The organism is Azospirillum lipoferum 4B (assembly GCF_000283655.1).
GTDB lineage: Bacteria > Pseudomonadota > Alphaproteobacteria > Azospirillales > Azospirillaceae > Azospirillum > Azospirillum lipoferum_C.
In genome coordinates, this window is the sequence record NC_016586.1 from 526365 (window position 1) to 552591 (window position 26227).

Sequence of the window (26227 nt, forward strand, 5' to 3'; positions counted from 1 at the left end):
GATCAGACCTCCGCGAAGGCGTTCTTGAGCTTGGCGGCGAAGGAGCGCTTGCGCGCCTGCGCCGAGACGGTGTCCTCGACCCATTCGAGCGCGTGGGTGGGGCAGATCGCCGCGCAGGACGGCGCACCGTCGCAGGTGTCGCATTTCAGGATCTGCAGGCCCTGGAAATCCCAGGAGGCGCAGCCGAAGGGGCAGGCCTGGACGCACATCTTGCAGCCGATGCACTTATCTGCATCCAGCTCCACCTGCCCGTTCGCCGGGTTGCGGTGCATGGCCTTGGGCATGCAGACGGCAACGCAGGCGGGATCCTTGCACTGCTGGCACATCATGGGAACGGAGAAGCCTTCGCGCTCCCACGTATAGACATGGATGCGGGAGGCTTTCGGGCGAAAGCTCCCCTCATGCTCCATGGAGCAAGCCAGTTCGCAGTTACGGCATCCGGTGCATTTGTCCGGATGGATCATCAGCATCATGCTCATGGTCGATGACCTCCTCGATACCGTGACGCGGGCGCCGCTTGCGGTGGGCGGCCGTTCTTGCGCGTCCGGCTCTGGGATGCCCCCGGATGGTCCCGCACCCCCCGCACGCAACGCGGACGGCCGCCCCGATGACGGGCGGTCCTATTGCGTCGACAGGGACGGCGCCGACAAGCGGCGCACGGGATGCGCGGGTGGAGTCCGTTGTGGACCGGTCCGGGGACGGTGCCGGTCCGTCAGGACGGATCCCGGCTCAGGGCGGATGGCAGCCGGCGATGACCGGCTCCATCCCGCGGAGGGGAAGGTCGGAGAAGAGAAGACTCTGCGCTGTCTTGTCGTTCATAATCTTGGCCCGCTATGATCGGGGAAACATAGGGCCCGTCTGGCGACTTGGTCTGGAAGGCGGGTCTGGCAATCTTTGGAACAGACATGCCAGCTTTAACACGGCTTTGCATGCTCCGATATGATTTACATCAAAGCGTACACAGCGTTTGCGGTGAAGACTTGATACAATTGGCGGCCGGTCATTCTCGCGAAGTAATTCAGGACGCTGAAGGAAAAGTTACCGATGCATGAACTGTCGCTGTGCGAAAGCATCGTCGCAATGGTGGCGGAAAGCGCCCGCCGTGAGGGATTGCACCGGGTCACCCGCGTGACGGTCGATATCGGCGTGGCCTCCGCCATCGATCCGGACGCCCTGCTGTTCTGCTTTCCCATCGTGACGGAGGGCACGGCCGCGGCGGAGGCGGAGCTCGCCGTCAACCGCATCGCGCTGAAGGCCCGCTGTGCCGGCTGCGGCACCGACTTCTCCCCGGAAACGCTGATCTCCCCCTGCCCCGCCTGCGGTGGCCATGACCGCACCCTCTTGGCCGGCCGCGACATGCGGGTGGTGTCGTTCGAGGGGGAGTGAGGAATCCGGACAAGAAAAAGGCGCGGCCTTTTGAAAGCCGCGCCCCAGGGCACTCAAATTCGAGACGACAGGTTCGAACCCCGCGCGATCAGGCGCGGGACAGCAGGCGGTTCTTCTCCATCGCCACCTGCTCCGTCCGGGCGTTGGCGATCACCGCCTTCTGGAGCTTCTCGAAGGCACGCACCTCCAGCTGCCGGACGCGCTCGCGCGAGACATGGAAGGTCTGGCTCAACTCCTCCAGCGTCAGCGGCTCGTCACGCAGGCGGCGGGCGACCAGGATCCGCCGCTCGCGGTCGTCCAGCACGCCCAGTCCCAGCTTCAGGAACTGCTGGCGCCGACGCCGTTCCTCCGAATCGGCAAGCGTCGTTTCCTGGTCGGGCCGGTCGTCGGCCAGCAGGTCCAGCCATTCGGCGTCGCCGTCTTCCGACAGCCCGACATTCAGCGAACGGTCGTTGCCCAGGCGGCGGTTCATCTCCACCACCTCTGCCTTCGACACGTTCAGCTCGGTCGCGATGCTCTCCACCGCGTCCGGCGACAGGTCGCCGCTCTCCAGTTCCTGCATCCGCGCCTTCAGGCGGCGCAGGCTGAAGAACAGCTTCTTCTGGCCGGCCGTGGTGCCGATCTTCACCAGCGACCAGTTGTGCAGGACATATTCCTGGATCGCCGCACGCACCCACCAGGACGCATAGGTGGCGAAGCGGAAGCCCTTGGAAGGATCGAACTTCTGCGCCGCCTGCATCACGCCCACATTGCCTTCCGCCACCAGATCGGCCAGCGGCAGGCCATAGCCGAGATAGCCGCGGGCCATCTTGACGACGAGCCGCAGATGGCTGCCGACCAGCTGGTCGAGTGCCGCCGGGTCCTGGTGGTCGTGCCAGCGGACGGTCAGCTCATGCTCCCGCTCGGGTGTCAGGTACTGGTACTTGCGGGCATCCTGCAGATAGAGCTGCATCGGTTCGGCGGTACGGGGTTCTGCTGCACGGGGTTGGGTGGCGCGGGTTTGAACGGTATGGGTCTCGGCGTCTCGCTGCATGGTGTCTCTGTCTCTCCCAGCCGACGGAAACGGCGCCACAGGGGATTGCCCCCCGCGCCGTCCGGGTCGGTCCTGTTGACGTTGGGTTTGTTTGTTTATTGCGTTGCCGGCATTCGACGCTGCCGGACGGCGTGCACCGGGGCGGTGCCGGATCGTGAAGGGGTCCTCTCCAGCCCCGCGGGCAGCGCCGCGACCGGGGAAGGATCGCGGCAGCCGGCACGCCACGGGGCCGGAGAGGAGAGGCAGGGCCACGCCGTTCAGCGCAGCCGAACCGAAGGGAACGGATCGATCACAAAAGAGGAAACCATCCTGCAGGGGCCGGCGCGTTCAACGGCGCAACGAACTCTATATAGGAATTTCGGCAACGGATTAAAGGGGCGCCCAGGCGAATTTTCCTGGCACCTTATCTTACGCTTTGACCCGCGTCTGATTTGGCGGGAACTTCGCCTGAAATAGGACGACGCTTCGCCGGTTTCAAGCCCATCGCTCTGGCACCATGCCTCCACATGGCGCCACAGGAACTTCATTCGAATTTCGAATCATTTTCATGAATCATCACAAGATATCCCGCATCATTCCGGCAAAAAATCCACACACACCCCATTTTGTATAGAAATTAAATGTATAGTCTGCGATTTTTCTCTTTGTGTTATTTTTCGGATGTCACTTGCAGTCTTACATCTTCTGCGCATACGGTCGGTTCATTTCCAGCATCCACCGACCCGAGGCTAGAGCCGACATGCTTGAAGACATCGTCATCGATACTCCTGTCGACCGGCCGCACTCCTCCGGACAAGGGTCCGGGCGTGCGTCGTCCCAGCCTCTGCGCGTCGCGGTGTTGTGGAAGACGCCGAATCTCGGCCTGTATTCGAACGCCGCATTCGACGACCTGTACAACGGCATCGGCCACAACAACGGCAACCTCGCCTTCGTGCATTCGATCTGCAGCCACATCACCAATCCGGTGAAGCATTTCAGCTGGGGATCCTCGGCCGAGACGCTGCGGAACAATGCCGACATCATCGTCATCCCCTGCGCCAACCAGCTGGGCCGCCACACCGATTACGGGCAGATGGCGGAGAATCTGGAAAAGTCGGGCCTGCCGATCGTCGCCATTGGCCTCGGCGCCCAGGCGAACAGCTATGACCACGACATCGAACTCAGCCCCGGCACGCTGCGCTGGGCCCAGGTGATCGCGGCGTCGAACCCGTCCTCGGCGGCCTCGCCCAACATCTACACCCGCGGCGCCTACACCACCGCGCAGTTGGACAAGCTCGGCATCACCGGCTCCCTGCCGGGCGGCTGCCCGTCGCATTTCCTGAACCAGGCGCCGGGGCTGGGGCGGAAGATCCACGCGCACTGGTCGGCTCTCGACCTGCCGCGCTCGATCACGGTGGCCGGCGGCCATCAGGCCTGGGGCAAGACGCGGGAGATCGAACACCAGCTGATCGCCCTGATGATGGACCCCATCGCGCCGGGCCAGTACATCGTCCAGTCGATGGGCGAGATGATCAAGGCCTCGCGCGGCCTGTTCGACGGCATCGACGCCCATGCGCTGAAGGAAATCCACCGCCACACCGTGCCGCATTACTCCTTCGAGGAGTTCAAGGCCTGGTGCCGCAATTACATGCGCTCCTACTATGACGTGCCGGCCTGGATGGACACCCTGCGCCAGCAGGATCTGACCATCGGCTGCCGCTATCACGGCGTCGCCCTGGCGATCCAGGCCGAACGGATGGGGCTGACGGTGACCATCGATTCCCGCACGCGCGAGTTGTGCGAAAACACCGGCGTTCCCTATGCCGATGCCGCCGACCTGACGGCGCCGCTGACCCGCAACCGGCTGAAGTCATTGATCGCCTTCGATCCCGACGCCTACGATCACCACCGCGCGGAGTCGGCCACCCGCTACCTGGACTTCCTGGTCGCCAACCGGCTGCAGCCGGCCCCCTTCCTGAAGTCCATCGCCGCCGGCAAGTGACGCCGGCCATGCGCAGTCGGACCGCGGCGCTCGCACTGTCCCTGGGCATCGTCCTGGTGTCCGGGACGGCGGGAGCGCAGGCGCTGACGGTCAGAAAGGCCGGGGAGCCGGAAGCGGTCACCTCCTGGCAGCGCGACGCCTGCGCGCAGAGCGACGCGCCGGACACCCCGGCGCGCGCCTTCCGCGATGCCGACGGCACCGTGCATCTGATCGCCTCGCACTCCACCGCGCGGGCACTCACCGGCCCGTCACTGAATGACGTGCGCCCCAACTGCGTCATCATCTTCCAGGGCCACGGCCAGGACGATCCCCGCCTGCACGACGACCGCAGCTGGATCTCATCCTTCTACACGCTGGACGGCAGCACGGTGTTCGCGCTGGTCAGCAACGAGTTCCATGCCCAGAAACGGCGGGCGCTCTGCCCGTCCGGCGACTATATGCGCTGCTGGCGCAACAGCATCACCGCGGCGGTCTCCACCGACGGCGGGGCGAGCTTCCGGCTGAGCACCGCGCCGCCCGGCCACACCGTCGCGACGCTGCCCTATCCCTACAGCGGCGACGCCGGCAAGCGCACCGGCTATTTCGCGCCCAGCAACATCGTCCGCCATGGCGATCACTGGTACGCCTTCCTGTGGGCCGAACGCTTCGGCGCGCAGAAGCGCGGCGCCTGCCTGATGCGGACCGACAGTCTCGCCGATCCGCAATCCTGGCGCGGCTGGGACGGGAAGTCCTTCGCGGTCCGCTTCGTCCGCGACGGACAAGCCGCGGATTCGCCGGAAGCCCATCTCTGCGCCCCGGTGGCGCCCGACACACTGCAAGGCACCGTGCGCAGCATCGTCCGCCACCGGGCGAGCGGCCAGTTCATCGCCACGCTGGCGATGACCCGCGACGGACAGACCGGCATGTGGACGACGACATCGCCGGACCTGCTCACCTGGTCGAAGCCGGAGCTGCTGTGGGCCGCGCCGCTGCTGTTCCGCTACGGCTGCGGCGATGCCGCCGCCTTCGACTATCCCGCCCTTCTCGACCCCGGCAGCGAGAGCCGCAATTTCGAGGATGTCGGCGGAACCGCCTACCTCTACATGACGCGGCTGAACCTGACCGGGTGCAAGATCACCTGGAACCGCGACCTCGTCCGCATGCCGGTGGAGATCGCTCCCCAAAAACGCTGACGGCCTGCATCCCGGGGAACTCCCGGAATGCAGGCCGTGGAAGAACCGATCAGCGCGCCAGCCAGCCGCCGTCGACCGGCAGGATGGTGCCGTGGATGTAGTCGGCCGCGTCGGAGGCCAGGAACACCGCCGGGCCGCCGATGTCGGACGGCACGCTCCAGCGGCCGGCCGGGATGCGGCCGAGGATCTCGGCGTTCCGCTTCTCGTCGGCGCGCAGGGCGGCGGTGTTGTTGGTGGCGACGTAGCCCGGCGCGATGGCGTTCACGTTGATGCCCTTGCCCGCCCATTCGCAGGCCAGCAGCTTGGTGATGCCGGCGACGCCGCTCTTCGACGCGGTGTAGGAGGGCACGCGGATGCCGCCCTGGAAGGACAGCATGGACGCGATGTTGACGATCTTGCCCTTGCGCCCGTTGTCGATGGCATAGCGCCCGAAGGCCTGGCAGAGGAAGAACACCGTCTTGATGTTGATGTTCATCACCAGATCCCAGTCGGCCTCGGTGAAGTCCACCGCGTCGGCACGACGGATCAGGCCGGCATTGTTGACCAGGATGTCCAGCTTGCCGAAGGTGCCGACCGTTTCCTCGACCAGCCCCTGGACCGGGGCGATGCTGGTCAGGTCGGCATGGATGCCGTGGAACTTGCGGCCGGCGGCCTCGACGAGGCCCTTGGTCTCGTCCAGCGAGACGACGTCGACGGCGGCGATGTCGGCGCCGGCCTGGGCCAGGGCCAGGGCGATGCCCTGGCCGATGCCGGTGTTGGCCCCGGTAACGAGGGCCACCTTGCCGGTCAGATCGAAAGGCTTGGTCATGTGTCGCGTCTCCGTTAGCGCATCGAGGCCAGGGAAACCTGGTCCATGTCGTCGAAGGTCTGGTTGTCGCCGCCCATCGCCCAGATGAACGAGTAGCTGTGGGTGCCGACGCCGCAATGGATCGACCAGGAGGGCGAGATCACCGCCTGCTCGTTGGCGACCACGATGTGGCGCGTCTCGGTCGGCTCGCCCATGAAGTGGAACAGCCGCGCGCTGTCCGGCAGGTCGAAGTAGAAATAGAACTCACAGCGGCGCTCGTGGGTGTGGCACGGCATGCTGTTCCACATGTTGCCGTTTTCCAGCACGGTCAGGCCCATGACCAGCTGGGCGGTGCGCACCACGTCCGGGTGGATCATCTGGTAGATGACGCGCTTGTTGCCGGTGGCGGTCTCGCCCAGCGGGCGCTGCTTGGCCTGGGCGGCGGAGATCTTCATGGTCTCGAACCGGGCATGGGCCGGGGTGCTGACCAGATAGAACTTGGCCGGATTGGCGCTGTCCAGGCTTTCGAAGCGGATGTCGACGCTGCCCATCGCGACATAGAGGGCGTCGCGGGTCTCCAGATCGTAGACGGTCCCGTCGACCGTCACGCGGCCGGCGCCGCCGACGTTGAACAGGCCGAGCTCGCGGCGCTCCAGGAAGGTGTCGGACCCGATCTCCTTGGTCGCCACCAGGGCAAGCGGGGCGGAAACCGGCATGGCGCCACCGGCGACGACGCGGTCGACGTGGCTGTAGGTCAGGACGATGTCGTCGGCCTGGAAGATCCCGTCGATCAGGTAGCGGTCGCGCAGGGTCTCAGTGTCGTAGCCGCGCGCGTCGGCGGGATGGGTGTCGTACCGGGTGGTGATCTTCATGATGGCGTTCCTCTGAAGGCGGGCATTCGGTGGCAAGCTGTCCCGGCGGCGGCGGGGCGCTGCCGGGACCGCGTTGAAGCTTTATTCGGCGGCGACGGCCTGCGCCGGCTGAGCGGCCTTGGCGGCTTCGGCGGCCTGGTAGCGGGGCGACAGCACGCCGAAGCGGCGGGCCCACCAGGCGGTCAACGGCGGCGTCAGCAGGGCGGTGACGACCACGCTGGTGGCGACCAGGGCCGTGGCGGCCGGAGCGGACGGGGCGAAGGACGGCTCGATCGAGGCGATGATCGGCGGGACGGTGACGGCCGCACCGGCGGTGGAGGCGGCACCGATGCCGGCCGTGCCGTTGCCCTTGGCCAGGAAGATGTCGGCCAGGACCAGCGTCGTGCCGGTGACGACGATCACGGCGAGACCCAGGACGATGCCCAGCAGGCCGGTGTTCAGGATCGTCGTGAAGTTCAGGTTGTTGCCCAGAGCAAAGGCGAAGAAGGGAACCATGACGCCCACGCCCTGGGTGAAGAAGGCACGCAGATCCTTGTCCAGGTTGCCCAGCGCGAAGCCGATGACGAAGGGCAGCAGGGCGCCGACCATGGTCTGCCACGGGAAGACGGCCAGACCGGCGATGCCCAGCGTGACCATGGTCATGAAGGGGCCGGATTCCAGGCACATCAGGCAGAAGGCGCCGGCTTCCTCCTTGGTGCCGTACTGCTGCATCAGCGCCATATACATGCCGCCGTTGGTGTCGTTCATCGCGGCGATGATCGCCAGAACCGACAGGCCGGTGAGGAAGCCCGAAGAGATGCCCTCGGTCGGGATGAACCAGGAAGCGACGACGCCGGCCAGCGCCGCGGTGATGATCTTCACCGAAACCAGGACGCCGCTCTTGCGCAGGACCAACGGGGTGGCCTTCAGGCTGATGCTGGCGCCGATGCAGAAGAACCAGACCGACAGGATCGGCAGCGTGCCGGTGATCAGCCCGTTGGTGAAGGAGCCGAAGAACTTGCCGGTGTTCGGGGCGAAGGTGTTCAGGCAGGCACCCAGGAACAGGGGAACGATCATCATTCCGCCGGGGATGCTGTCTATGCGCTTCTTGATGTTCATGACGCTAGGCTCCTGAAATGCCCGCTCTGGGTTTGCGCCGGGAGCGCGCGGCCGGCTGGCCGCGTTGTGTTCGTGTGTACTAGTATACTAGTGTGCAGCGCTGCGAAAGGCCTTGATATGGATCAATTCGGAATTTTCGCAGGAACACGGGCAAAGGCAGGGGCGACAGGAGCGCGGAAGGGGCTGCGGCCGCGCTCCTCAGGCGTCGCGAACGGTCAGGCCAGCAACTCCGCCAGTTCCACCCCGCACTCCCGGCCCAGGCTGTCCAGCATCGCCAGGGTGGCGCCGTCGAGCGGGATGCCGTCGGCCAGCCGCTGCCCGCGGGTGCGGCTTTCCGGCTCGCCCGGCATCTGGATGGCGTCGGCGCCGGGTGCGGTGGGCGTGTCGCGGATATAGGCGACCAGATCGTCGAGATCCGCGGCCCACTGGGCATTGCCGCCGCGTGCCGGGTCGAAGACGATGGCGAACATGTTGTTCATCACCCGGCCGGAATCCTGGTGCGCCGGCGTGCCGGGCATCGCCGACGCCAGCGCCCCGGCCAGCACGTCGCACATCAGCGACAGGCCGAACCCCTTGTGGCCGCCCAGCGGCAGCAGCGCGCCGGACGGATCCTGGAACATCACGCCGGGATCGCGCGTGGCCTCGCCATGTGAATCGAGCAGCAGGCCCGGCGCCATCTCCTGCCCCTTGCCCATGGCGACCCGGCATTTGCCGACGGCCACGGCGCTGGTGGCGAAATCCAGGATCAGGGCCGGGGTCGCCTGCGTGGCCGGAATCGCGATGCAGATCGGGTTGGTGCCCAGCCGTGGCCGGGTGCCGTCATGCGGCGCCACCGCCGGGCGGGTGACGACATTGACGAAGGCCATGGCGACGAGGCCCGCATCGCTGCATTGCTCGCCATAGGAGCCGACGCGGCCGATGTGATGGCTGTCGCGCAGGGACAGCACCGCCAGCCCGTCCCGCCGCGCCCGCTGGATGGCGAGGTCCGTCGCCTCCCGCGCGATCACCTGACCATAGCCGCTGCCGCCGGAAACCGACAGGAAGGGACCCGACTCGCCGATCACGGTGGCGTGCTGGTTGGGACGCAGCAGCCCGGCGACGATGGCCGGCATATACATGGCGAGCATGCCGACGCCGTGGCTGTCATGCCCGCGGAGGTTCGCCTCGACCAGATGGTCGGCGACCACCCGCGCCTCACCCTCTTCGCTGCCGGCCGCCCGCAGCAGGCGGCGCACGGCCTCGGCCAGCCTGTCGGCCTGTACAGGCCGGATGCTGGTGCCATAGACGCCGGCATTGAAGGATGCCGCCGCGGCGAAGGGATCCTTTGGAGTCTCAGTCATCATCTGCCTTCCCGACGGGCGACCGCCGCCACCGGGCGACGGCCCCATTTCAGGTCCCTATTTGGTCCCGGCCGTACAACCGGAACAAGGGCGGAAATGGGAGGGCAGAAATCGCCGAGGAGACGGCTCCCGGCGACCTGCACCGCCGGGAGCCGGTGACCATCAGGTCAGGCCGCGTTGACTTCGGCCACGAAGCGGCGGACCTCGTCCTTCAGACGCTCCGACTGCTCCGACACGCTTTCCACGCTGGTGGACACCAGGCGCATCCGCTCGCTGGTCGTGGTCATGGTCGCCGAGAGCGAACCGACGCTGCTGGTGACCTGACGGGAGTTGTCGGCGGCGGTGCGGGCGTTGGCGAAGATCTGGTGGGTTGCCGCCTCCTGCTGCTGCACGGCCGACGCCACTTCGCCGTTCAGGGCGCTGAGGTTGGTGATCAGGCTGGCGATGCCCTCGATGGCGCCGATGGCGTTGGCGGTCGCGGCGCGGATCGCCCCCACCTGCGACTGGATGTCCTCTGTCGCCTTGGCGGTCTGGGTGGCGAGGCTCTTCACCTCACTCGCCACGACGGCGAAGCCCTTGCCGGCCTCGCCGGCACGCGCCGCTTCGATGGTGGCGTTCAGAGCCAGCAGGTTGGTCTGGCCGGCGATGGAGTTGATCAGCTCTACCACCGCGCCGATCTGCTCGGCGGCCGAAGCGAGGCCGGTGACGATGCCGGTGGTGTTGGAGGTCTCGGTCACCGCACGCGACGCGGTCTGGGCGGCGCTTTCCACCTGACGGCTGATGGCGGCGATGGAGCCGCGCAGCTCCTCGCTGGCCTGGGCGGCAGACTCGACGCTGTCGGATGCGCCCTGGGCGGCACCGGCGGCGGCATGCGCCTGATCGGTGGTGCTGGCGGCGTCGTTGCTGAGCGCCGCGGTGCGCTCGTGCAGGGCGACGGTGGTGGTGCTGAGCGTCGCCACGACCTCGTCCATCGCACGGGCAAACTCGGCGGCGCGGGCGGACAGCCGCTCGCGCTGGATGTCGCGGGCGGCACGGTCCAGTTCGGCGCGCTGGCTCTCGTCGCGGGCGGTCTGCAGGGTGGTGGCGAGGCCGGCCACGGCACGGGCCATGTCGCCGATCTCGTCCGGACGGTCGGCATGGGGAACGGTGACGGTCAGGTCGCCGGCGCCGATACGGCCCAGCACGTCGCGGATCGCCAGCAGCGGACGCGACATGCCACGCGAGACCCAGATGCCGATGCCGACGCTGATCGCCAGCAGCAGCAGGGTGACGCCCAGTTCACGCAGGGCGCGGGCCTGGAACTCCGCATCGACGTCGTCGGTGTAGAGACCGGTGCCGATCATCCACTGCCAGGGCTGGTAGCCGGTGGCATAGGCGATCTTCGGCGACGGATCGGCGGTGTCGGTGCGCTTGTGGCGGAAGGCGACGAAGCCGCCGCCGGCCTTGGCCGCGTCCGTCATCTGCAGGTTGAAGGGAACGCCGTCGGGATCCTTCAAATTCAGCAGGTTCTTGCCCTCGACCTGCGGGCGCAGGCCGTGGACCAGGCTGACGCCGGAATAGTCATAGACGAAGAAATACTCGCCGTTGCCATAGCGCATGGCGCGCACGGCGTTGCGGGCAAGCTCCTGCGCTTCCGCACGCTTCAGCTTGCCGGCCTTCTCCTGTTCCCCATACAGCGCGACCACCGAGGAGGCGGCGTCGACCATCTCCTTGACCTTGGCCTTGCGCTGTTCGATCAGGTTCGTGCGCATTCCCGTCAGGTGGACGGAGGCGGCGGCGAGCGTGCTGAGCAACGCCACACCGAACACCAGCAGCATCAGCCGTGTACCAATCTTGAGCTTCATCACGCCCTTCTCCTCAGTCCTGATCCACGCGGCACCGCATGGCATCCACGCATCGTTCGATCTGGTTGGTCGGTTTGTCGGTCGGTTGGTCGTCTTCGGTCAGGCGGCGCATCCGGCCAGCCTTTCCAGCTGGTCGCAGCGCCACCGCCCCGGCCCGCCCGGCGGGGCGGACAGACGGGTGAAGGCCACGACTTCGCAATTCTCCAGCTCCACCCCCGGCCGGCCGGCCAGACGGTGCAGCAGGATGCGGCCGATGCCCTTGCTGCCGACCAGCAGCGGCCGGCGGGCCAGCAGGTCGGCGGCGGGGTCGACGAGTTCCTCCACGCCGTCGAGGACGCGCGCGGCGAACGCGCCCTCGCTCTCGCCGCCCGGCGGGGTCTCGCCGACGGCGAACCAGGGGCGGGTCAGGTCGATCGGCAGCCCGTTCCACTCCCCCAGCCGGCGCTCGCGCAACCAGTCGCGGGAGAGAAGCGGGACGCCCAGCGCCTCGGCGAACAGGGCGCCGGTGACCGCGGTGCGCTGCAGTGGCCCGGCGATCACCAGGCCGCAGTCGTGCCCCTGGGCGCGGAATCGCTCCGCAGCCCGGCGAGCCTGCTCAATGCCTTGTTCGGTCAGCGCGATGTCGCGGTCGCCGCCGCAGCGCACGCCACGGCGGTTGTCCTCGGTCTGGCCGTGGCGCACGAAATGGAAGCGGTCGGTCATCGCCGGGCCCCTCAGCGGAACAGGATGCGGTCGGCGCCCGCGGTCCAGCCGATGGTGCTTTCCGCCGGCAAGCCATGGGGAGTCGCGATCCAGCGGCGCAGGGTGTCGATGTGCAGCGGATCGCTCAGCGTCGGGGTATGGCCGACGTCCGGCACATGGACGACGCTGACCCGCGGCTTCTCCATCATCCGCGCGATGGTCGACTCTTGCAGGGCGTCGCTCATCATGCCGTGGACTAGCAGCACCGGGCAGGATACCCGCTGCCAGTCGTCCCACTGGTCATGGTCCTGGGCGGCGCCGTCGCGGTAGCATTGCAGCGCGCGGATGTCGTGGCGGTAGACGCGGCCGCCATTCTCCTCCGACCAGCGGGTCTGGTGGAAGCTGTTGTGCAGAAGCACGGTATCGTCCACCGGCCCGTCGTTCTTCTGGGCGGCGCCGGTGCGGTGGAACAGCTGCGCCGGATGGCGGAAGACATAGTGGCGGGCGACCGATTCGGCGCGGCGGCGGCGACGCTCGTTCGGGATGAAGGGGCCGATGTCGTTGAGGATCAGCCCGTCGACCAGCTCCGGCGCCTCGGCCGCCACCCGCATGGCGACATTGCCGCCGAGCGAGGAGCCGAGCAGCGTGACCGACCCCAGCCGCTTGTGCCGGATCAGCGCCAGCACCTGGGCGACATTGGCGTCGAAGCTGTAGTCGGACTGGTCCGCCAGCCAGCCGCTGCGGCCGCGCCCCGCCCAGTCCAGGCACAGGACATGGTAATGGCGCGACAGGGCACGGGCGACATAGTCGAAGCGCCGGGCCGAGTTGGCGATGCCGCCGAGGCAGATCAGCGCCGGATTCTGCGGGCTGCCCCATTCCGTATAGGCGAGTCGGATGCTGTAGTCGCTGCGCAACCGCTCCACCGTGCCGGGCTGCAGCGCGGCGCTGTGGGTGTAGTCGAAATGGCGGAGCGTGTGGCCGGCGCCGATCAGCGGCTCGATCACCCGCATGATCGTGTCATAGGTCTTCCAGTTGATCTCTTCGACCGATCCGATGCCGAGCGCATCAAGCGTGGCGCGCAGCGCCTCCATCGCGCGGCCATGGCGGCCATCGGCGGGAAGGGGCTTGCTGCCGCAGGACGGCAGGGCCGGCATGGTGCAAAGCGGCTCCACGAGCATCTGGTCAGGCATGGGCGTCTTCGCCTCCTTGATCGATGGGTGGGGGGTCGATGGGTGGGGAATCGATGAATGCGGCAATGTCAGCGGGCGTGCGGTGGTCATGGGGCGGCGCCCTCCCCGGCTGTCCGTGATGCGGGGGATGCCGCCGGGGCCAGCAGGAACACCGCGCAGAAGGCCGTGCCGCACAGCATGCCCAGCACTCCCAGCGCAACCAGCGCCGCGTGAGTCCCGAAACGGTCGGCGACGGCGGCGGCCAACAGCGGGCCGGCCACCGACCCGCCCCGCTCCAGCAGGCGGTAGACGGCGAAGACGCTGGACTCGCCCATGCGGGCGCATTCCCTACGGCAGACCTCCGGCACCAGGGCGAGCTGGGTGGCGTTGTTCAGGGCGTGGGCGACGCCCAGTGCCGCGATGCCGGCCAGGATGCCGGGAACGCCTGGGTCCTGAAGGATCGCCAGCGTGCCGGCCCCGCCGACCAGCCCGCCGATCCCGGCGAACAGGGCGTGGCGGCCGGTGCGGTCGGCCAGCCGCGACACCCAGGGTCCGAAAAGCACGATGATCAGCCCATAGGTCATCATCAGCCGGCCGATCCCCGCCGGCGTCTCGCCCGCCGCATGGAGGGAGACCGGGACCAGATAGAAGAGGTAGCCGGTCAGCATCAGCTTCGTCGGCACCGACGAGAACAGCAGCAGGGCGACGAAGCGCGGGTTGGCGAGCAGGCCTTTGACTTCGCCCAGGCGGAAGCCGCGATTCCGTGCCCGCTCCGCCCGGTCGGCCGGCAGCAGGGTTGCGGCGGCGACGGCGGCGGCCAGTGCCAGCAGGGCCGAGGCCGCGAAGGTGGCGCGATAGCCGAGAAGGTCGGCCAGGATGCCGCCCAGCGGCGCGCCGCACAGGCCGGCGACGACCACGGCGGCGACGAACTGCGCCATGCCGCGCGCCCGCTGTCCGGCCGGGGTGTGGCGGGCGATGAAGCCCTGCGCGCCGATGAACATCACCGCATAGCCGAGCGCGCAGGCGCTGCGCCACAGCAGCAGTTCCGCCAGCGACCCGGCAAGCGCCGTCCCGGCGAATCCGGCGACCGCCGGCAGGGTGCCCAGCAACAATGTGCGGCGGCTGCCGAACCGGTCGGCCCAGGTGCCGGCAAAGGGGGTGAAGACTGCGACCAGCGCCATGAACAACCCGATCGGCAGACCCATCATCAGGGCTTCCGACAGGCCGGGCACCGGCGTGTAGAGCTCGCGCGTGTAAAGCGGCAGGAAGGATCGCGACAGCTCCTCCGCCAGCATGAACAGGAACAGCGCGGCGCGCATTCCCGCCACCGCCGATGTCGATTCCGATCCCCCACGGCGCGGCGCCGCGGCAAGCAGGAGCAGAGCCTCGAACACCAGCAGAAGCAGGACGACCAGCAGAACGCCGCCGTCATAGAGGAAGCCGTGCAGCGCCTCGGTCGGCAGCACGGAGGTCAGCTGCGGCAGCACCCCGGCCGCAAAAGCAAGCAGTGCCGTCGCCACCATCGCAACGGCGCGCAAGGGCGTGGCTCCGGCTGCGCGCAGCAGGACCGGCACCAACAGAGCCGACAGCACCACCACAGCCGAAACTGCGGCGGCAACCGCCATCAAGCGATTACGAACAACGGCATTTAACACAACCTGTGCGGCATCGGACTCAATCGCTGAGACATCGATTGCATTGAATTTAGCACAAACCAGAAAAGACAGGATGAAGAGGATAGTTATCGTGATGACAGGCAGAGTCACGCGCGGACGTGCGACCGAATTTGGTTGCATAGGTAGCTCCAGACACACAACCGCTTTCAGGAAGTGGGTTGGAGGCTAAATCGTAACTCCAAAGAATTGGTAAACCGAAATTGCGTTGGAAATAAAAGTTCCGTCTGGATTGTTACATATCCATGTATGCAGATTGTTCAAATCGCTGATACTGAAGATCTTTGGTAAAATGCTGATGGATACCCGCGGAGATAGGGAGCAACGACCTTTTCATGTGAAAATCGACTGTTTTCTTGTCTGCGCTACAGCACATACCAAAGCAACCGGGATCTCCACCCCCAAAGAACAAACGTCGGTTGCGGTGCAGCATAACCGTTCGACGCTATTTCAAATTGGGAAATAGCCGTTATCTCCACAAAAAGTAGTTCGCCCGGCCGTTCGCACATGCCGGTCAGCACCACATCTGCACAGCAAAATTGCAGGAAAAAACATGGCCTTGATCAGATTCCCGACGCGCTCCCCTTCTGCGGCACATCCATAGCAGGGCTTTGCGACGCTTCGCCACATCGCTGTTAAGAGTGATTCGCATCATTATGGGGCCTGCGGCCCGCTGCCGCCGAATTGCACGCCCTGCCGGTGCCGTGCAGCCGAAAGGTGATCCCCCATGACTGCCCCCGTGTCGGCTCCGAATTCCGGACCCGCTTCCGCCGCCCTTTCCTCCCCCGTTGCCCGCATGACGCCCGGTCCGGCGCCCGGCACCTCCTCCGACCCGCCGCCCGCTGTCGACGGCTGCCGTCTCGGCGCGTTGCGCAAGGGCCAGCGCGCGGTGGTGACCGGTCTCGACGAGAGCGCGGTCGCCACCCCGCTGCCCCCCGGCGAACTGGAACGCCGCATGATCGAGATGGGCCTGATCGAAGGCGCCCGCGTGGAGATCCTGCATGAGGGATTCCCGGGCTCCGATCCGCTTGCCGTGCGCATCGACGACCACACCCTGGCCCTGCGCCGGGCAGAGGCGCACGCCGTTCTGGTGACGCTCGGCTGAGCGTCACCTCCCCTTCCTGCGGAAAGGATTTCCGCGATGTCTGATTCTGCCGCTTTGGCCGCCCCCGTTTTCACCGCACCGCCTCGCATCGCGCTGGTCGGCAACCCGAACTGCGGCAAGACCGCCCTGTTCAACGCCCTGACCGGCGCCCGCCAGAAGGTCGCCAACTATCCCGGCGTCACGGTGGAGCGCAAGGTGGGCGAGTTCCTGAGCCCCGCCGGCGCACGCGTCCAGCTGATCGACCTGCCCGGCACCTACAGCCTGCGCGCCCGCTCCCCCGACGAGGAGGTGACACGCGACGTCGTGCTCGGCCGGTTCGAGCATGAAACGCCGCCGGACGTGATGGTCTGCGTCGCCGACGCCACCAACCTGCGCCTGCATCTGCGGCTGGTGCTGGAGTTGAAGAAGCTCGGCCGCCCCATCATCCTGGCGCTCAACATGATGGATGTCGCCGAGGCGCGCGGCTGCCGCGTCGATGCGGCGGCCCTGTCGGCGGCGCTCGGCGTGCCGGTGGTGCCGACGGTGGCGATCAAGCGCACCGGCGTGGTCGGCCTGCTCGACCAGATCGACCGCAGCATGATGGTGATGGCGGGCAACGGTCCCCCGGCGCCCTGCGGCTGGAGCGAGCCATCGGCACGGGACCTGCGCGCCTACCACCAGGAGGTCGAAGCCATCCTGGCCGCGGCACTGCGCGATGCCGGAAAGCCGTCGCTCGCCACGCAACGCATCGACGCGGCCCTGCTGCACCCGGCCATCGGCCTGCCCTTCCTGTTCCTGGTGCTGTTCCTGATGTTCCAGGCGGTGTTCGCGTGGGCGGCGCTGCCGATGGACATGATCGACGGCGCCCTCGGCTGGGTCCAGGCGGCGGCCGGTGCCGCCCTGCCCGACGGCATGCTGAAGAGCCTGATCACCGACGGCATCATCGCCGGGGTGGGCAGCGTGGTGATCTTCCTGCCGCAGATCCTGGTGCTGTTCCTCTTTATCCTGATCCTGGAATCCACCGGCTACATGGCGCGGGCGGCCTTCCTGCTCGACCGGCTGATGGGCGGCGTCGGGCTGCATGGCCGGGCCTTCATCCCGCTGCTGTCCAGCTTCGCCTGCGCCGTGCCCGGCATCATGGCGGCCCGCACCATCGAGAACCGCGCCGACCGGCTGGCCACCATCATGATCGCGCCGCTGATGACCTGCTCGGCCCGGCTGCCGGTCTATACGCTGATCATCGCCGCCTTCGTCCCCGAACAGACGGTGGCCGGCGGCATGATCGGGCTGCAGGGGCTGGTGATGTTCACGCTCTATGCCGCGGGCATCCTGTCGGCACTGGCGGTGGCCTTCGTGCTGAAGCGCACGATCTTCAAAGGCGCGCGCGAGCCGCTGCTGATGGAGCTGCCGGCCTACCGGCTGCCCAGCCCGCGCGACATCCTGATCGGCCTGCTGGAACGCGCCCGCATCTTCCTGGCCCGCGCCGGCACGGTGATCTTCGCCATCATGATCCTGCTGTGGTTCCTTGGCAGCTTCCCCGGCGCGCCCGAGGGCGCGACCGGTCCGGCAATCGACTACAGCTTCGCCGGCATGCTGGGCCATGCGCTGGCGCCGCTGCTGGCGCCCATCGGCTTCACCTGGCAGATCGCCATCGCGCTGGTTCCAGGCATGGCGGCGCGCGAGGTGGCGGTGGCGGCGCTCGGCACCGTCTATGCACTGAGCGAGACGGGGGACGCGCTGTCCGGATCGCTGTCCGGCGTGCTGGCGGCGGACTGGAGCCTGCCGACGGCCCTGTCGCTGCTGGCATGGTTCGTGTTCGCACCGCAATGCGTCTCCACCCTGTCGGTGGTGAAGCGGGAGACCAACTCCTGGTTCTGGATGCTGGTGATGATCGCCTACATGACGCTGCTCGCCTATGGTGCCGCCTTCGTCACCTTCCGGCTGTCCAGCGCCCTGCTGGGAGGGTGAACGATGATGGAGCAACTCGTCGTCGGCCTGATCGTCGCCCTGGCCTTCGCCTGGGTCGCCTGGACCATCCTGCTGCCGGCCCCGGCCCGCGACCGACTGCGCCGTCTGGCCGGACGCCCCGCCCCGCCCTCACCGGCGGGCGGTTGCGGCGGGGGCTGCTGCGGCTGCGCTGCGGCGGGACCCAAGCCGGCCGGGCGTCGGGGCGGCTCCTGCGGGAGCCATTGAGGACGCCGTTGCGGCGGGGTGACGGTCAGCCGCCCCGTGCCAGCGCGCGGCGGAAGGCGTCCAGCGTCTCGGCGCTGACATGGTGCTCGATGCCTTCGGCGTCGATACGCGCGGTGTCGGCGCTGACGCCGAGGGAGCGCAGGAAGGCCTCCACCGTCTGGTGGCGCTCCCGGCTTTCCTCGGCGATCCGGCGGCCGGCCTCGGTCAGGAACACCGCCCGATAGGGCTTGCGGGTGACCAGCCCCTCCGCCGCCAGCCGGTCGAGCATGCGGGCGACGGTGGGCTGCGCCACACCCAACCTTGCAGCGATGTCGACCTGCCGCGCCTCCTGCCCGCTTTCGATCAGGTCGGCGATCAGCTCCACATAATCCTCGGCCAGGGCGGAGCGCTGCGCTTCCCGCGTGCGGCGGAACCCCTCGGCATGGAGTTCGGCATCGGGCAACACGGTATCGCCCGGCGCAGCCCCACCCTCTTCCCACTCAGGCGACTTCCGGGATTCGGCCATCGCGCGCGTCGCCTCCTCTGAAAGTCGTGCCCTAACGGTTGCGCCCCACCCTCCGACGCCAGCCGCCAGCCGTCAAGCCCACCATCGATCCGGCCGCTCCCACCCTTCGGAAGGCGCATCCTTCGGGGGTGGATGGCAATTCCGGAAAAAAGTTGCGGTCCGGAAAGTATAGCACCTTGCATACTCGTTGTCCTGGTACATACTTGATTGATACCAATTCGCAACTCGGCCAGGAGTCTCGCCGATGTCGGAAGCCGAAGCCGCCCTGCCATCCCCAAAGGCCTGGAGATACTCCAGCCCGGACGGCGAGGCGCGACTCAGCCTGCCGGAGGTCCACGCCTCGGTCGCGGTGCCGCAGGGCGGCCTGTGGCTGCGGCGGATGCTGGCCTTCGCCGGGCCGGGCTACATGGTGTCTGTCGGCTATATGGACCCAGGCAACTGGGCGACCGACCTCGCCGGCGGGTCGCAGTTCGGCTATACGCTGCTGGCCGTCATCATGCTGTCGAACCTGATGGCGATCCTGCTGCAGTCGCTGGCCGCAAGGCTCGGCATCGTCACCGGGCGCGATCTGGCCCAGGCCTGCCGCGACCATTACCCGCGTCCGGTCAACCTCGTGCTGTGGGTGGCGTGCGAGGCGGCGATCATCGCCTGCGACCTTGCCGAGGTGATCGGCACCGCCATCGCGCTGAACCTGCTGTTCGGCATCCCGCTGATCGGCGGCGCGCTGATCACCGCGCTGGACGCCTTCCTGGTCCTGCTGCTGATGCAGCGCGGGTTCCGCTATCTGGAAGCCTTCGTGATCGCGCTGCTGGTGGTCATCGCCGGCTGCTTCATGGTGCAGATCGCCGCCGCCGCTCCGCCGGTTGCCGCCGTCCTGCACGGCTTCGTGCCGTCGGCTGAGATCGTCACCAATCCCGAGATGCTCTACATCGCCATCGGCATCCTGGGGGCGACGGTGATGCCGCACAACCTGTACCTCCATTCCTCCATCGTGCAGACGCGGGCCTATCCGCGGACGGAGGAGGGGCGGCGCGACGCCATCACCTGGGCCACCGCCGACAGCACCATCGCGCTGATGCTGGCGCTGTTCGTCAATGCCGCCATCCTGATCCTGGCAGCCAGCGTCTTCCACGGCAGCGGCCATACCGAGGTGGCAGAGATCGGACAGGCTTTCGAGCTGCTGTCGCCCCTGCTCGGCCTCGGCATCGCATCGACGCTGTTCGCGGTGGCATTGCTGGCCTCCGGCCTCAATTCCACGGTGACGGCGACGCTGGCCGGCCAGATCGTGATGGAGGGTTTCCTGCGGCTGCGCCTGCCCCATTGGGCGCGCCGGCTGCTGACCCGCGGGCTCGCCATCATCCCCGTCGTGGTGGTGACGGCGATCTATGGCGAACGCGGCACGGCGCAGCTTCTGGTGTTCAGCCAGGTGGTGCTGTCGATGCAGCTGCCCTTCGCGGTGATCCCGCTGGTCCGCTTCGTCACCGACCGCAGCAAGATGGGCAACTTCGTCGTTCCCGGCTGGGTCGCCACCCTGTCCTGGATCGTCGCCACGGTGATCGTCGTGCTGAACCTGAAGCTGCTGTACGACACCGTCCTGGCATAACGGCCGGTCAGGCGCGATAGGGGCCGAACCAGCCGAGCCCGTCCTCGGTCCGGCCCCGCGGGCGGTATTCGCAACCGACGAAGCCGCCATAGCCCAGCCGGTCCAGCTCGGCGAACAGGAAGGGCCAGTTCAGCTCCTCCCCGTCCGGTTCCTGGCGGGACGGGACCGAGGCGATCTGGATATGGCCGATCATCGGCATCAGCCGGCGCAGCGCCATGGTGACGTCGCCATGCAGGATCTGCCGGTGGTAGATGTCGAACTGCAGCCGCACATTCGGCCGGCCGATGCCGGCGATCAGGCTTTCCGCGGCGGCGAATCCGTTCAGAAAATAGCCGGGCATGTCGCGGCCGTTGATCGGCTCCAGCATCAGCTCGATGCCGCGCTCGCCCAGCGCATCGGCCGCATACAGCACCGCATCGCGATAGCGCGCCGCCGCCGCCGGATCGCCGGGATCGGCCAGTCCGGCCATCAGGTGCAGCCGGCGGCACCCCGTCGCCCCGGCATAGCGCAGCGCGGTGGCGACGCCGGCCTTCAGCTCATCGAAGCGGCCGGGCAGAGCGGCCAGCCCGCGCTCCCCCGCCGCCCAGTCGCCGGGCGGCATGTTGAACAGGGCCTGGGTCAGGCCGTTGCGCTGAAGGCGGCCGGCGATCTCGTCCGGCGCATGATCGTAGGGGAACAGATACTCCACGGCGCGGAAGCCGGTATCCGCCGCGGCGTCGAACCGGTCGAGGAACGGCCGCTCCGTGAACATCATCGTCAGGTTGGCGGCGAAACGGGGCATGGCGCGGACCGGCCTTGGCGAGGGGAACGTCCGGGATTGCCCCGGCGGATGCGGCCGGACATCCGGCCGCACCACGCGCGGGATTCAAGACAAGTCGTCCCCAATGGTCAAGGCCGCCTGCACACCCCTGCCGGCGGGACTCAACCGTTGCGGTAGGTGTAGCTGTAGCCGTTGATCGCCGGCGCCCCGCCGAGATGGGCGTAGAGCACCTTGGAACCCTCTGGGAACCAGCCCTTCCGGACGAGGTCGATCATGCCCTGCATCGACTTGCCCTCATACACCGGGTCGGTGATCATCGCCTCGGTGCGGGCGGCGAGGCGGATGGCCTCGTTGGTCTCGGCGCTCGGCACGCCATAGGCGGGATAGGCGTAGTCTTCCAGGATGACGATCTCGTCGTCGCGCACCTTGCGGCCCAGCTCGACCAGTTCGGCCGTGCTGTCGACGATCTGGCGGACCTGTGTGCGGGTCTGTTCCGGCGTGCCGGAGGCGTCGATGCCGATCACGCGGTCGCCCCGGCCGTCGGCGGCGAAACCGACGATCATGCCGGCCTGGGTCGAACCGGTCACCACGCAGACGACGATGTAGTCGAACTTGAAGCCGAGGTCTGCCTCCTGCTTGCGCACCTCCTCGGCGAAGCCGACATAGCCGAGCCCGCCATATTTGTGCACCGAGGCGCCGGCCGGGATGCCGTAGGGCTTGCCGCCGGCATCCTTGACCGACTGGATCGCCTCTTCCCAGCTCTTGCGGATGCCGATGTCGAAGCCGTCCGGAACGATGCGGCTGTCCGCCCCCATCAGGCGGGTCAGCAGGATGTTGCCGACACGGTCATAGACGGCATCCTCGTGCGGGACCCAGCTTTCCTGCACCACGACGCATTTCATGCCGATCTTCGCCGCCGTCGCCGCCACCATGCGGGTGTGGTTGGACTGCACGCCGCCGATGGACACCAGCGTGTCCGTGCCCGACGCGATGGCGTCAGGGACGATGTATTCCAGCTTGCGCAGCTTGTTGCCGCCCATGGCGAGGCCGGAGTTGCAGTCGTCGCGCTTGGCGTAGATCTCGACCTTGCCGCCCAGCGCGGCGGTCAGGCGCGGCAGATGCTCGATCGGGGTCGGGCCGAAGGTCAGCGGATAGCGTTCGAAACGGTCGAGGCGCATCGTGGCATGCTCCAATGGTGAGGTGGAGCCACGGTATCACCGCCTTTTTGAAAGGTGCTTCCATAGTTCTGCGGTAAATTTCCTGCCAGCCGGCTATTGCCGGCCTTTGGCGATACGGATAGCCTCATTCCGGGCCGACAAACGGAAGACTCTTCCATGACCGAAAAGCTGGATGCGGTGGATCGCCGGATTCTGCAACATCTTCAAAGGGATGGCCGGATGACCAACGCGGATGTCGCCGCCGCGGTCCATGTCAGCCCGGCGACCTGCCACCGGCGCACGCAACGCCTGTTCGAGGACGGCTATATCCGGTCCGTGCGGGCGGAAATCGCGCCGGCGAAGGTGGACCGCGGGACGCTGGTGATCGTCGGGGTCGTGCTGGACCGCTCGACGCCGGAAAGCTTCGGCGATTTCGAAAAGGCGATCCGCAAGCTGCCCTTCGTACTGGACTGCCATCTGGTCGCCGGCGACTTCGACTTCTTCCTGAAGATCCGCGTCAGCGACATCGCCGACTTCAACGAACTGCACGGGCGACAGTTGATCGCCCTTCCCGGCGTGCGGCAGACGCGGACCTTCTTCGTCATGAAGGAGGTGATCGACAACGCCCTGCTGGATTTCTGAGCAAGGCGCCGGTCCGGTCAGGCCGGCAGCGGCGAAGCCTGACGGGCCAGCAGCTTCCAGCTGCCGTCGACCTTCGTCCAGACCTGCAGCACCTTGATGTGGGCGGTGCTGGTCTTGCCGTCGGCCAGGTTGTTGACGCAATCGAAGGTGTGGCGGGCGATGGCGACGTCGCCGACCACCTGGATCGCATGGTCGCTGAGGTCCAGCGCCTTGAAGGCGTTCTTGCCGTCCAGGCTGCCGACGAAGCCCGCCTTGTCTTCCAACCGGCTGTTGGAATGGCCGTAGGTCAGCTGGTCCATCGTCATCGCCTGCAGCGTGGCGCCGTCGCCGGCCAGCATGGCATCGCGCAGCGCAGCCACCGCCTTCGCCACCAGCTGATGGTCGTCGTCGTTCCTGAGCATGGTGACCCTCCCAATCGATTGCTGTCATGCCCGCCCGGAGCGGAACGGGTCATAGATTGGTATACTAGTATGCATTGCGGTTCCAGAACCGCTTGCGGGTGTGCGCCGGTTCGCCGCAGGGGGTGGAGGCGGGCCGGATGACGGCGTGCGGGTCGTCCTATGTAACTTTCCGCAGATCCTCTTGTGATCGGCTGCGCCGGACGGTCGGGACGGGTATGCTCCCCGCCGCGACTCGAGGGACGGACAGCAAGGGGACGGGAATGGCGACCAGACGGCGCAAGCTACCGCGCAAGCGCAAGGGCAGGCAGGTGACGGCCGCCCGCGGGACGGCGGCGGACACGATGAACACGGGCCGGCCGTCGCCCGGCGGCCTCACCACCGCGGTGAGGGGAACGGCAGCCAGGACCACGGCTCAGACCGCCACCAAGGGGCGCAGGCCGAGCTTCGCCGCAACGCCCGATGCCGCCGCCGGACGTTTCCTCAGCCCCGAACAGCAATATCTGCTGAAGAAGCGGCGCGAGGCGGAGCAGCGCGAGGCGAAGGACCGCCGCACCGCCTTTGCCATTATCCTGGTGCTGGTCCTTCTCGTGGCCGGTGCGGTCGCGGGGCTGGTCTGGCTCTGGCGCTCCCCGGTCGCCTGAAGGAAGGACGCGGAGCAGCCGAGGCTCAGGCCGCCAAGACAGCCTCCAGCCCGGCGGCGATGCCCAGCAGGCTGCGGTCGCTGCCGCGGCGGCCCATCGCCATCAGCCCGACCGGAAGCCCGGCCGACGGCACCGGCAGCGAGATCGCCGGCAGATCGAACAGGTTGGCGATGCGGGTGTTGCGCAGCAGCAGCAGATTGACGCGGTGGAAGGCGGCATCCTCCAGCACATCGGCGATGGTGGGGGCGGTCAGCGGAACGGTGGGCAGCAGCAGGACGGGATGCCGGGCCAGCCGCTCGTCCATCAGGCGGATCAGGTCGGCGCGGCGGCGCTGCATGCGGACGTAATCGGCGGCGGGCGTCCGGCCGCCGGCCTCGATGCGGGCGCGGGTCTTGGGATCGATGCCGTCCAGCGCCGTGATGCCGAGTTCCGCAAGCGTCGCCGCAAGCTCGATGGCGGTGAAGACGCCGATGCGGTCCAGATCGGCCAATGCGTCCAGTTCGGCGTCGATGGAGCCCTCGATAATCTGGGCACCGGCGGCCCGCAGGCGGTCAAGCGCCGCCTCGAAAGCAGCGGCGACCGCCGGCTCGATCCCGTCGAACAACCGCCACCGCGGCACCAGGAAGGACTGGCCGGCAACCGGCAACGGGGCCAGCGGCGCCGGGTCGCTATCACTCACAATCGAATCGAGCAAGGCCGCGTCCGCGACGGTAGAGGCGATGGGGCCGATCGCATCCAGCGACGGCGACAGCGGGAAGGCGCCCTCGGCCGACAGGCGGCCGGCGGTCGGCTTGAATCCCACCGCGCCGGACAGCGCCGCCGGAATGCGCAGCGAACCGCCGGTATCGCTGCCGACCGCGATCTCCGCCATGCCCTCCACCACCGAGATCACCGCACCGGAGGAGGAGCCGCCGGGCACCCGCGACCGGTCGCGCGGATTGCCGGGATTGCCGTAATGCGGGTTGATGCCGACGGCGGAGAAGGCGAATTCCGTCATGTGGGTGCGGCCGACGATGACGGCGCCGGCGGCACGCAGCCGCGCCACGGCGCGCGCATCCCGCCGGGCGGCGGGCCGGCCGCGCAGGATGGCGGAGCCTGCGGCGGTGATGTCCCCCGCCACGTCGAACAGCGCCTTGACCGAGACGATCCGGCCGTCGAGCGGTCCCAGCGGCCGGCCCGCCGCGGCCCGGCGGTCGCTGGCGGCGGCGGCCTCCCGCGCCTCGTCGGCATAGAGTTCGGTAAAGACCAGCGCGCCCTGCCGCTCCGGGTCGGCGATGCGGGCAAGCGCCGCCTCCAGCCGGTCGGACGCGGACGGACGGGGGGTGGCGGGCACGGGCATGGCGGATTCCTGGCAGGTCATGGAGCGAACCGGACTGGTGCGGGACGTCCCATCGCATGTGCCACATCGGCGCCGGCTTGGCGACAGGATCGTGAGCGCCGCCCGTTATGCCGCCGCCGGAGTGCCCCGAGGCCGCGGATGAAAAACTGCGGAAGCGTCACCGCGCCTTGGGCAGCGGCGGTGCATAGCCGCCGGACTTGCCGGTGCGCAGGCCGAGCGCTGCCAACCCTTCCACCAGCTTCACGGCTGCTGTCACGCCGTCGATCACCGGCAGCCCCATCTCCTCGCTCAGCGCGCGGGCGAGGTCGGCCATGCCGGCGCAGCCCAGCACGATGGTTTCGGCACCGTCCTGCTCCATGGCCCGGCGGATTTCGGCGCGCACGCGCTCGACGGCGCCGGATTCCGGGTCTTCCAGCGCCAGGACGGGCACGCCCGCCGCGCGGATGGTGCAGCGGCCGGCCATGCCGTAACGCTGGGCCAACCGCTCCAGCGCCGGGATGGAGCGGGGCAGCGTCGTCACCACGCTGAACCGTCCGCCGAGCAGCGCGGCGGTCTGCATCGCCGCCTCGCAGATGCCGATCACCGGCGCGTCGGCAAGGCTGCGCGCGGCATCCAGCCCGACATCGTCGAAGCAGGCGATCACCGTGCCGGCGATGTCGCCGCCGCGCTGGTGCCGGTCGATCTCCGCCAGCAGGCCGGGAACAGCCAGCGCCTCGTCGTAATAGCCCTCGATGCTGGCGGGGCCGGTCGGCGGATTGGTCGCGACGATCTCGGTGCCGGGTGCGGCGACCTTGCTGGCCGCGGCGCCGATCCGCCCGGTCATGGAGGCGGTGCTGTTGGGGTTGACGACCAGAATGCGCATGGTG

The 26227-nt window shown here is 67.9% G+C and carries 25 protein-coding genes; 9 read left to right on the top strand and 16 right to left on the bottom strand.

Annotation, left to right across the window (positions count from 1 at the left end; translation table 11 throughout):
- Positions 1 to 2: 2 nt before the first annotated feature.
- Positions 3 to 479, bottom strand: coding sequence for a 4Fe-4S dicluster domain-containing protein (locus AZOLI_RS20605; RefSeq protein ID WP_044552276.1), 477 nt, complete (start codon positions 477 to 479; stop codon positions 3 to 5).
- 565 nt (positions 480 to 1044) lie between these two features.
- Between AZOLI_RS20605 and hypA the strand changes: the two genes are divergently transcribed.
- Complete coding sequence (hypA, locus tag AZOLI_RS20610) at positions 1045 to 1386, top strand: hydrogenase maturation nickel metallochaperone HypA (protein WP_014189076.1); 342 nt, start codon at positions 1045 to 1047, stop codon at positions 1384 to 1386.
- Positions 1387 to 1474: 88 nt separating this feature from the next.
- On the opposite strand, the gene rpoH is transcribed toward hypA, so the two are convergent.
- On the bottom strand, positions 1475 to 2419 hold the full coding sequence (gene rpoH / locus AZOLI_RS20615; RefSeq protein ID WP_014189077.1) for an RNA polymerase sigma factor RpoH: 945 nt from the start codon (positions 2417 to 2419) through the stop codon (positions 1475 to 1477).
- Between the two features lie 739 nt (positions 2420 to 3158).
- Here rpoH and AZOLI_RS20620 point away from each other — a divergent pair.
- Positions 3159 to 4400, top strand: a complete 1242-nt coding sequence (locus tag AZOLI_RS20620; protein ID WP_014189078.1) for a polysaccharide pyruvyl transferase family protein — start codon at positions 3159 to 3161, stop codon at positions 4398 to 4400.
- A gap of 8 nt (positions 4401 to 4408) precedes the next feature.
- Positions 4409 to 5572, top strand: coding sequence for a hypothetical protein (locus tag AZOLI_RS20625; RefSeq protein ID WP_014189079.1), 1164 nt, complete (start codon positions 4409 to 4411; stop codon positions 5570 to 5572).
- A gap of 49 nt (positions 5573 to 5621) precedes the next feature.
- Here AZOLI_RS20625 and kduD read toward each other — a convergent pair whose 3' ends face one another.
- The 8 genes from kduD to AZOLI_RS20665 all read right to left on the bottom strand — a co-directional run bounded on the left by kduD (position 5622) and on the right by AZOLI_RS20665 (position 14988).
- Positions 5622 to 6380 carry a 2-dehydro-3-deoxy-D-gluconate 5-dehydrogenase KduD gene (kduD, locus tag AZOLI_RS20630; RefSeq protein ID WP_014189080.1) on the bottom strand — a complete coding sequence of 253 codons (759 nt, stop codon included), beginning with the start codon at positions 6378 to 6380 and terminating at the stop codon, positions 5622 to 5624.
- Positions 6381 to 6394: 14 nt separating this feature from the next.
- Positions 6395 to 7231 carry a 5-dehydro-4-deoxy-D-glucuronate isomerase gene (kduI, locus tag AZOLI_RS20635; RefSeq protein WP_014189081.1) on the bottom strand — a complete coding sequence of 279 codons (837 nt, stop codon included), beginning with the start codon at positions 7229 to 7231 and terminating at the stop codon, positions 6395 to 6397.
- Between the two features lie 81 nt (positions 7232 to 7312).
- Positions 7313 to 8329 carry a 2-keto-3-deoxygluconate transporter gene (kdgT, locus tag AZOLI_RS20640; RefSeq protein WP_014189082.1) on the bottom strand — a complete coding sequence of 339 codons (1017 nt, stop codon included), beginning with the start codon at positions 8327 to 8329 and terminating at the stop codon, positions 7313 to 7315.
- Positions 8330 to 8544: 215 nt separating this feature from the next.
- Positions 8545 to 9672 carry a malate/lactate/ureidoglycolate dehydrogenase gene (locus tag AZOLI_RS20645; RefSeq protein WP_244442599.1) on the bottom strand — a complete coding sequence of 376 codons (1128 nt, stop codon included), beginning with the start codon at positions 9670 to 9672 and terminating at the stop codon, positions 8545 to 8547.
- Between the two features lie 164 nt (positions 9673 to 9836).
- Entirely contained in the window at positions 9837 to 11513 is a 1677-nt protein-coding gene (locus tag AZOLI_RS20650; RefSeq protein ID WP_014189084.1) for a methyl-accepting chemotaxis protein, read from the bottom strand.
- 99 nt (positions 11514 to 11612) lie between these two features.
- Positions 11613 to 12215 (bottom strand): histidine phosphatase family protein, encoded by a 603-nt coding sequence (locus AZOLI_RS20655; protein ID WP_014189085.1) that lies wholly within the window; start codon positions 12213 to 12215, stop codon positions 11613 to 11615.
- Between the two features lie 11 nt (positions 12216 to 12226).
- A complete protein-coding gene (locus AZOLI_RS20660) occupies positions 12227 to 13384 on the bottom strand; it encodes an alpha/beta fold hydrolase (RefSeq protein WP_014189086.1) in 1158 nt (385 codons plus the stop codon).
- A gap of 86 nt (positions 13385 to 13470) precedes the next feature.
- The gene (locus AZOLI_RS20665; protein WP_014189087.1) at positions 13471 to 14988 is read right to left on the bottom strand and encodes an MFS transporter; all 1518 of its coding nucleotides are present in this window, start codon (positions 14986 to 14988) and stop codon (positions 13471 to 13473) included.
- 775 nt (positions 14989 to 15763) lie between these two features.
- On the opposite strand from AZOLI_RS20665, the gene AZOLI_RS30475 reads away from it, so the two are divergent.
- The 3 genes from AZOLI_RS30475 to AZOLI_RS20680 are packed head-to-tail and all read left to right on the top strand — an operon-like array spanning position 15764 to position 18313.
- Positions 15764 to 16141 carry a FeoA family protein gene (locus tag AZOLI_RS30475; RefSeq protein ID WP_014189088.1) on the top strand — a complete coding sequence of 126 codons (378 nt, stop codon included), beginning with the start codon at positions 15764 to 15766 and terminating at the stop codon, positions 16139 to 16141.
- A gap of 36 nt (positions 16142 to 16177) precedes the next feature.
- Entirely contained in the window at positions 16178 to 18088 is a 1911-nt protein-coding gene (gene feoB, locus AZOLI_RS20675; protein ID WP_014189089.1) for a ferrous iron transporter B, read from the top strand.
- A 3-nt stretch (positions 18089 to 18091) separates the two neighbouring features.
- A complete protein-coding gene (locus AZOLI_RS20680) occupies positions 18092 to 18313 on the top strand; it encodes a hypothetical protein (protein WP_014189090.1) in 222 nt (73 codons plus the stop codon).
- Between the two features lie 25 nt (positions 18314 to 18338).
- Here AZOLI_RS20680 and mntR read toward each other — a convergent pair whose 3' ends face one another.
- A complete protein-coding gene (gene mntR, locus AZOLI_RS20685) occupies positions 18339 to 18818 on the bottom strand; it encodes a manganese-binding transcriptional regulator MntR (RefSeq protein WP_014189091.1) in 480 nt (159 codons plus the stop codon).
- A gap of 244 nt (positions 18819 to 19062) precedes the next feature.
- On the opposite strand from mntR, the gene AZOLI_RS20690 reads away from it, so the two are divergent.
- Positions 19063 to 20421: an Nramp family divalent metal transporter gene (locus tag AZOLI_RS20690; protein ID WP_014189092.1), complete on the top strand. Its 1359-nt coding sequence runs from the start codon at positions 19063 to 19065 to the stop codon at positions 20419 to 20421.
- Between the two features lie 7 nt (positions 20422 to 20428).
- Here AZOLI_RS20690 and otnI read toward each other — a convergent pair whose 3' ends face one another.
- Positions 20429 to 21202: a 2-oxo-tetronate isomerase gene (gene otnI / locus AZOLI_RS20695; RefSeq protein WP_014189093.1), complete on the bottom strand. Its 774-nt coding sequence runs from the start codon at positions 21200 to 21202 to the stop codon at positions 20429 to 20431.
- A 140-nt stretch (positions 21203 to 21342) separates the two neighbouring features.
- Positions 21343 to 22359, bottom strand: a complete 1017-nt coding sequence (locus tag AZOLI_RS20700) for a 1-aminocyclopropane-1-carboxylate deaminase (RefSeq protein WP_014189094.1) — start codon at positions 22357 to 22359, stop codon at positions 21343 to 21345.
- Between the two features lie 156 nt (positions 22360 to 22515).
- On the opposite strand from AZOLI_RS20700, the gene AZOLI_RS20705 reads away from it, so the two are divergent.
- Positions 22516 to 22980: an Lrp/AsnC family transcriptional regulator gene (locus AZOLI_RS20705; protein ID WP_014189095.1), complete on the top strand. Its 465-nt coding sequence runs from the start codon at positions 22516 to 22518 to the stop codon at positions 22978 to 22980.
- 17 nt (positions 22981 to 22997) lie between these two features.
- On the opposite strand, the gene AZOLI_RS20710 is transcribed toward AZOLI_RS20705, so the two are convergent.
- Complete coding sequence (locus tag AZOLI_RS20710; RefSeq protein ID WP_014189096.1) at positions 22998 to 23381, bottom strand: nuclear transport factor 2 family protein; 384 nt, start codon at positions 23379 to 23381, stop codon at positions 22998 to 23000.
- A gap of 260 nt (positions 23382 to 23641) precedes the next feature.
- Here AZOLI_RS20710 and AZOLI_RS20715 point away from each other — a divergent pair, with 260 nt between their 5' ends.
- Positions 23642 to 24022 carry a hypothetical protein gene (locus AZOLI_RS20715; RefSeq protein ID WP_014189097.1) on the top strand — a complete coding sequence of 127 codons (381 nt, stop codon included), beginning with the start codon at positions 23642 to 23644 and terminating at the stop codon, positions 24020 to 24022.
- Positions 24023 to 24047: 25 nt separating this feature from the next.
- Here the strand turns inward: AZOLI_RS20715 and AZOLI_RS20720 are convergent, their stop codons facing one another.
- Positions 24048 to 25361 (bottom strand): amidase, encoded by a 1314-nt coding sequence (locus tag AZOLI_RS20720; RefSeq protein WP_044552609.1) that lies wholly within the window; start codon positions 25359 to 25361, stop codon positions 24048 to 24050.
- A gap of 157 nt (positions 25362 to 25518) precedes the next feature.
- Entirely contained in the window at positions 25519 to 26223 is a 705-nt protein-coding gene (locus AZOLI_RS20725) for an aspartate/glutamate racemase family protein (protein WP_044552304.1), read from the bottom strand.
- Positions 26224 to 26227 lie beyond the last annotated feature (4 nt).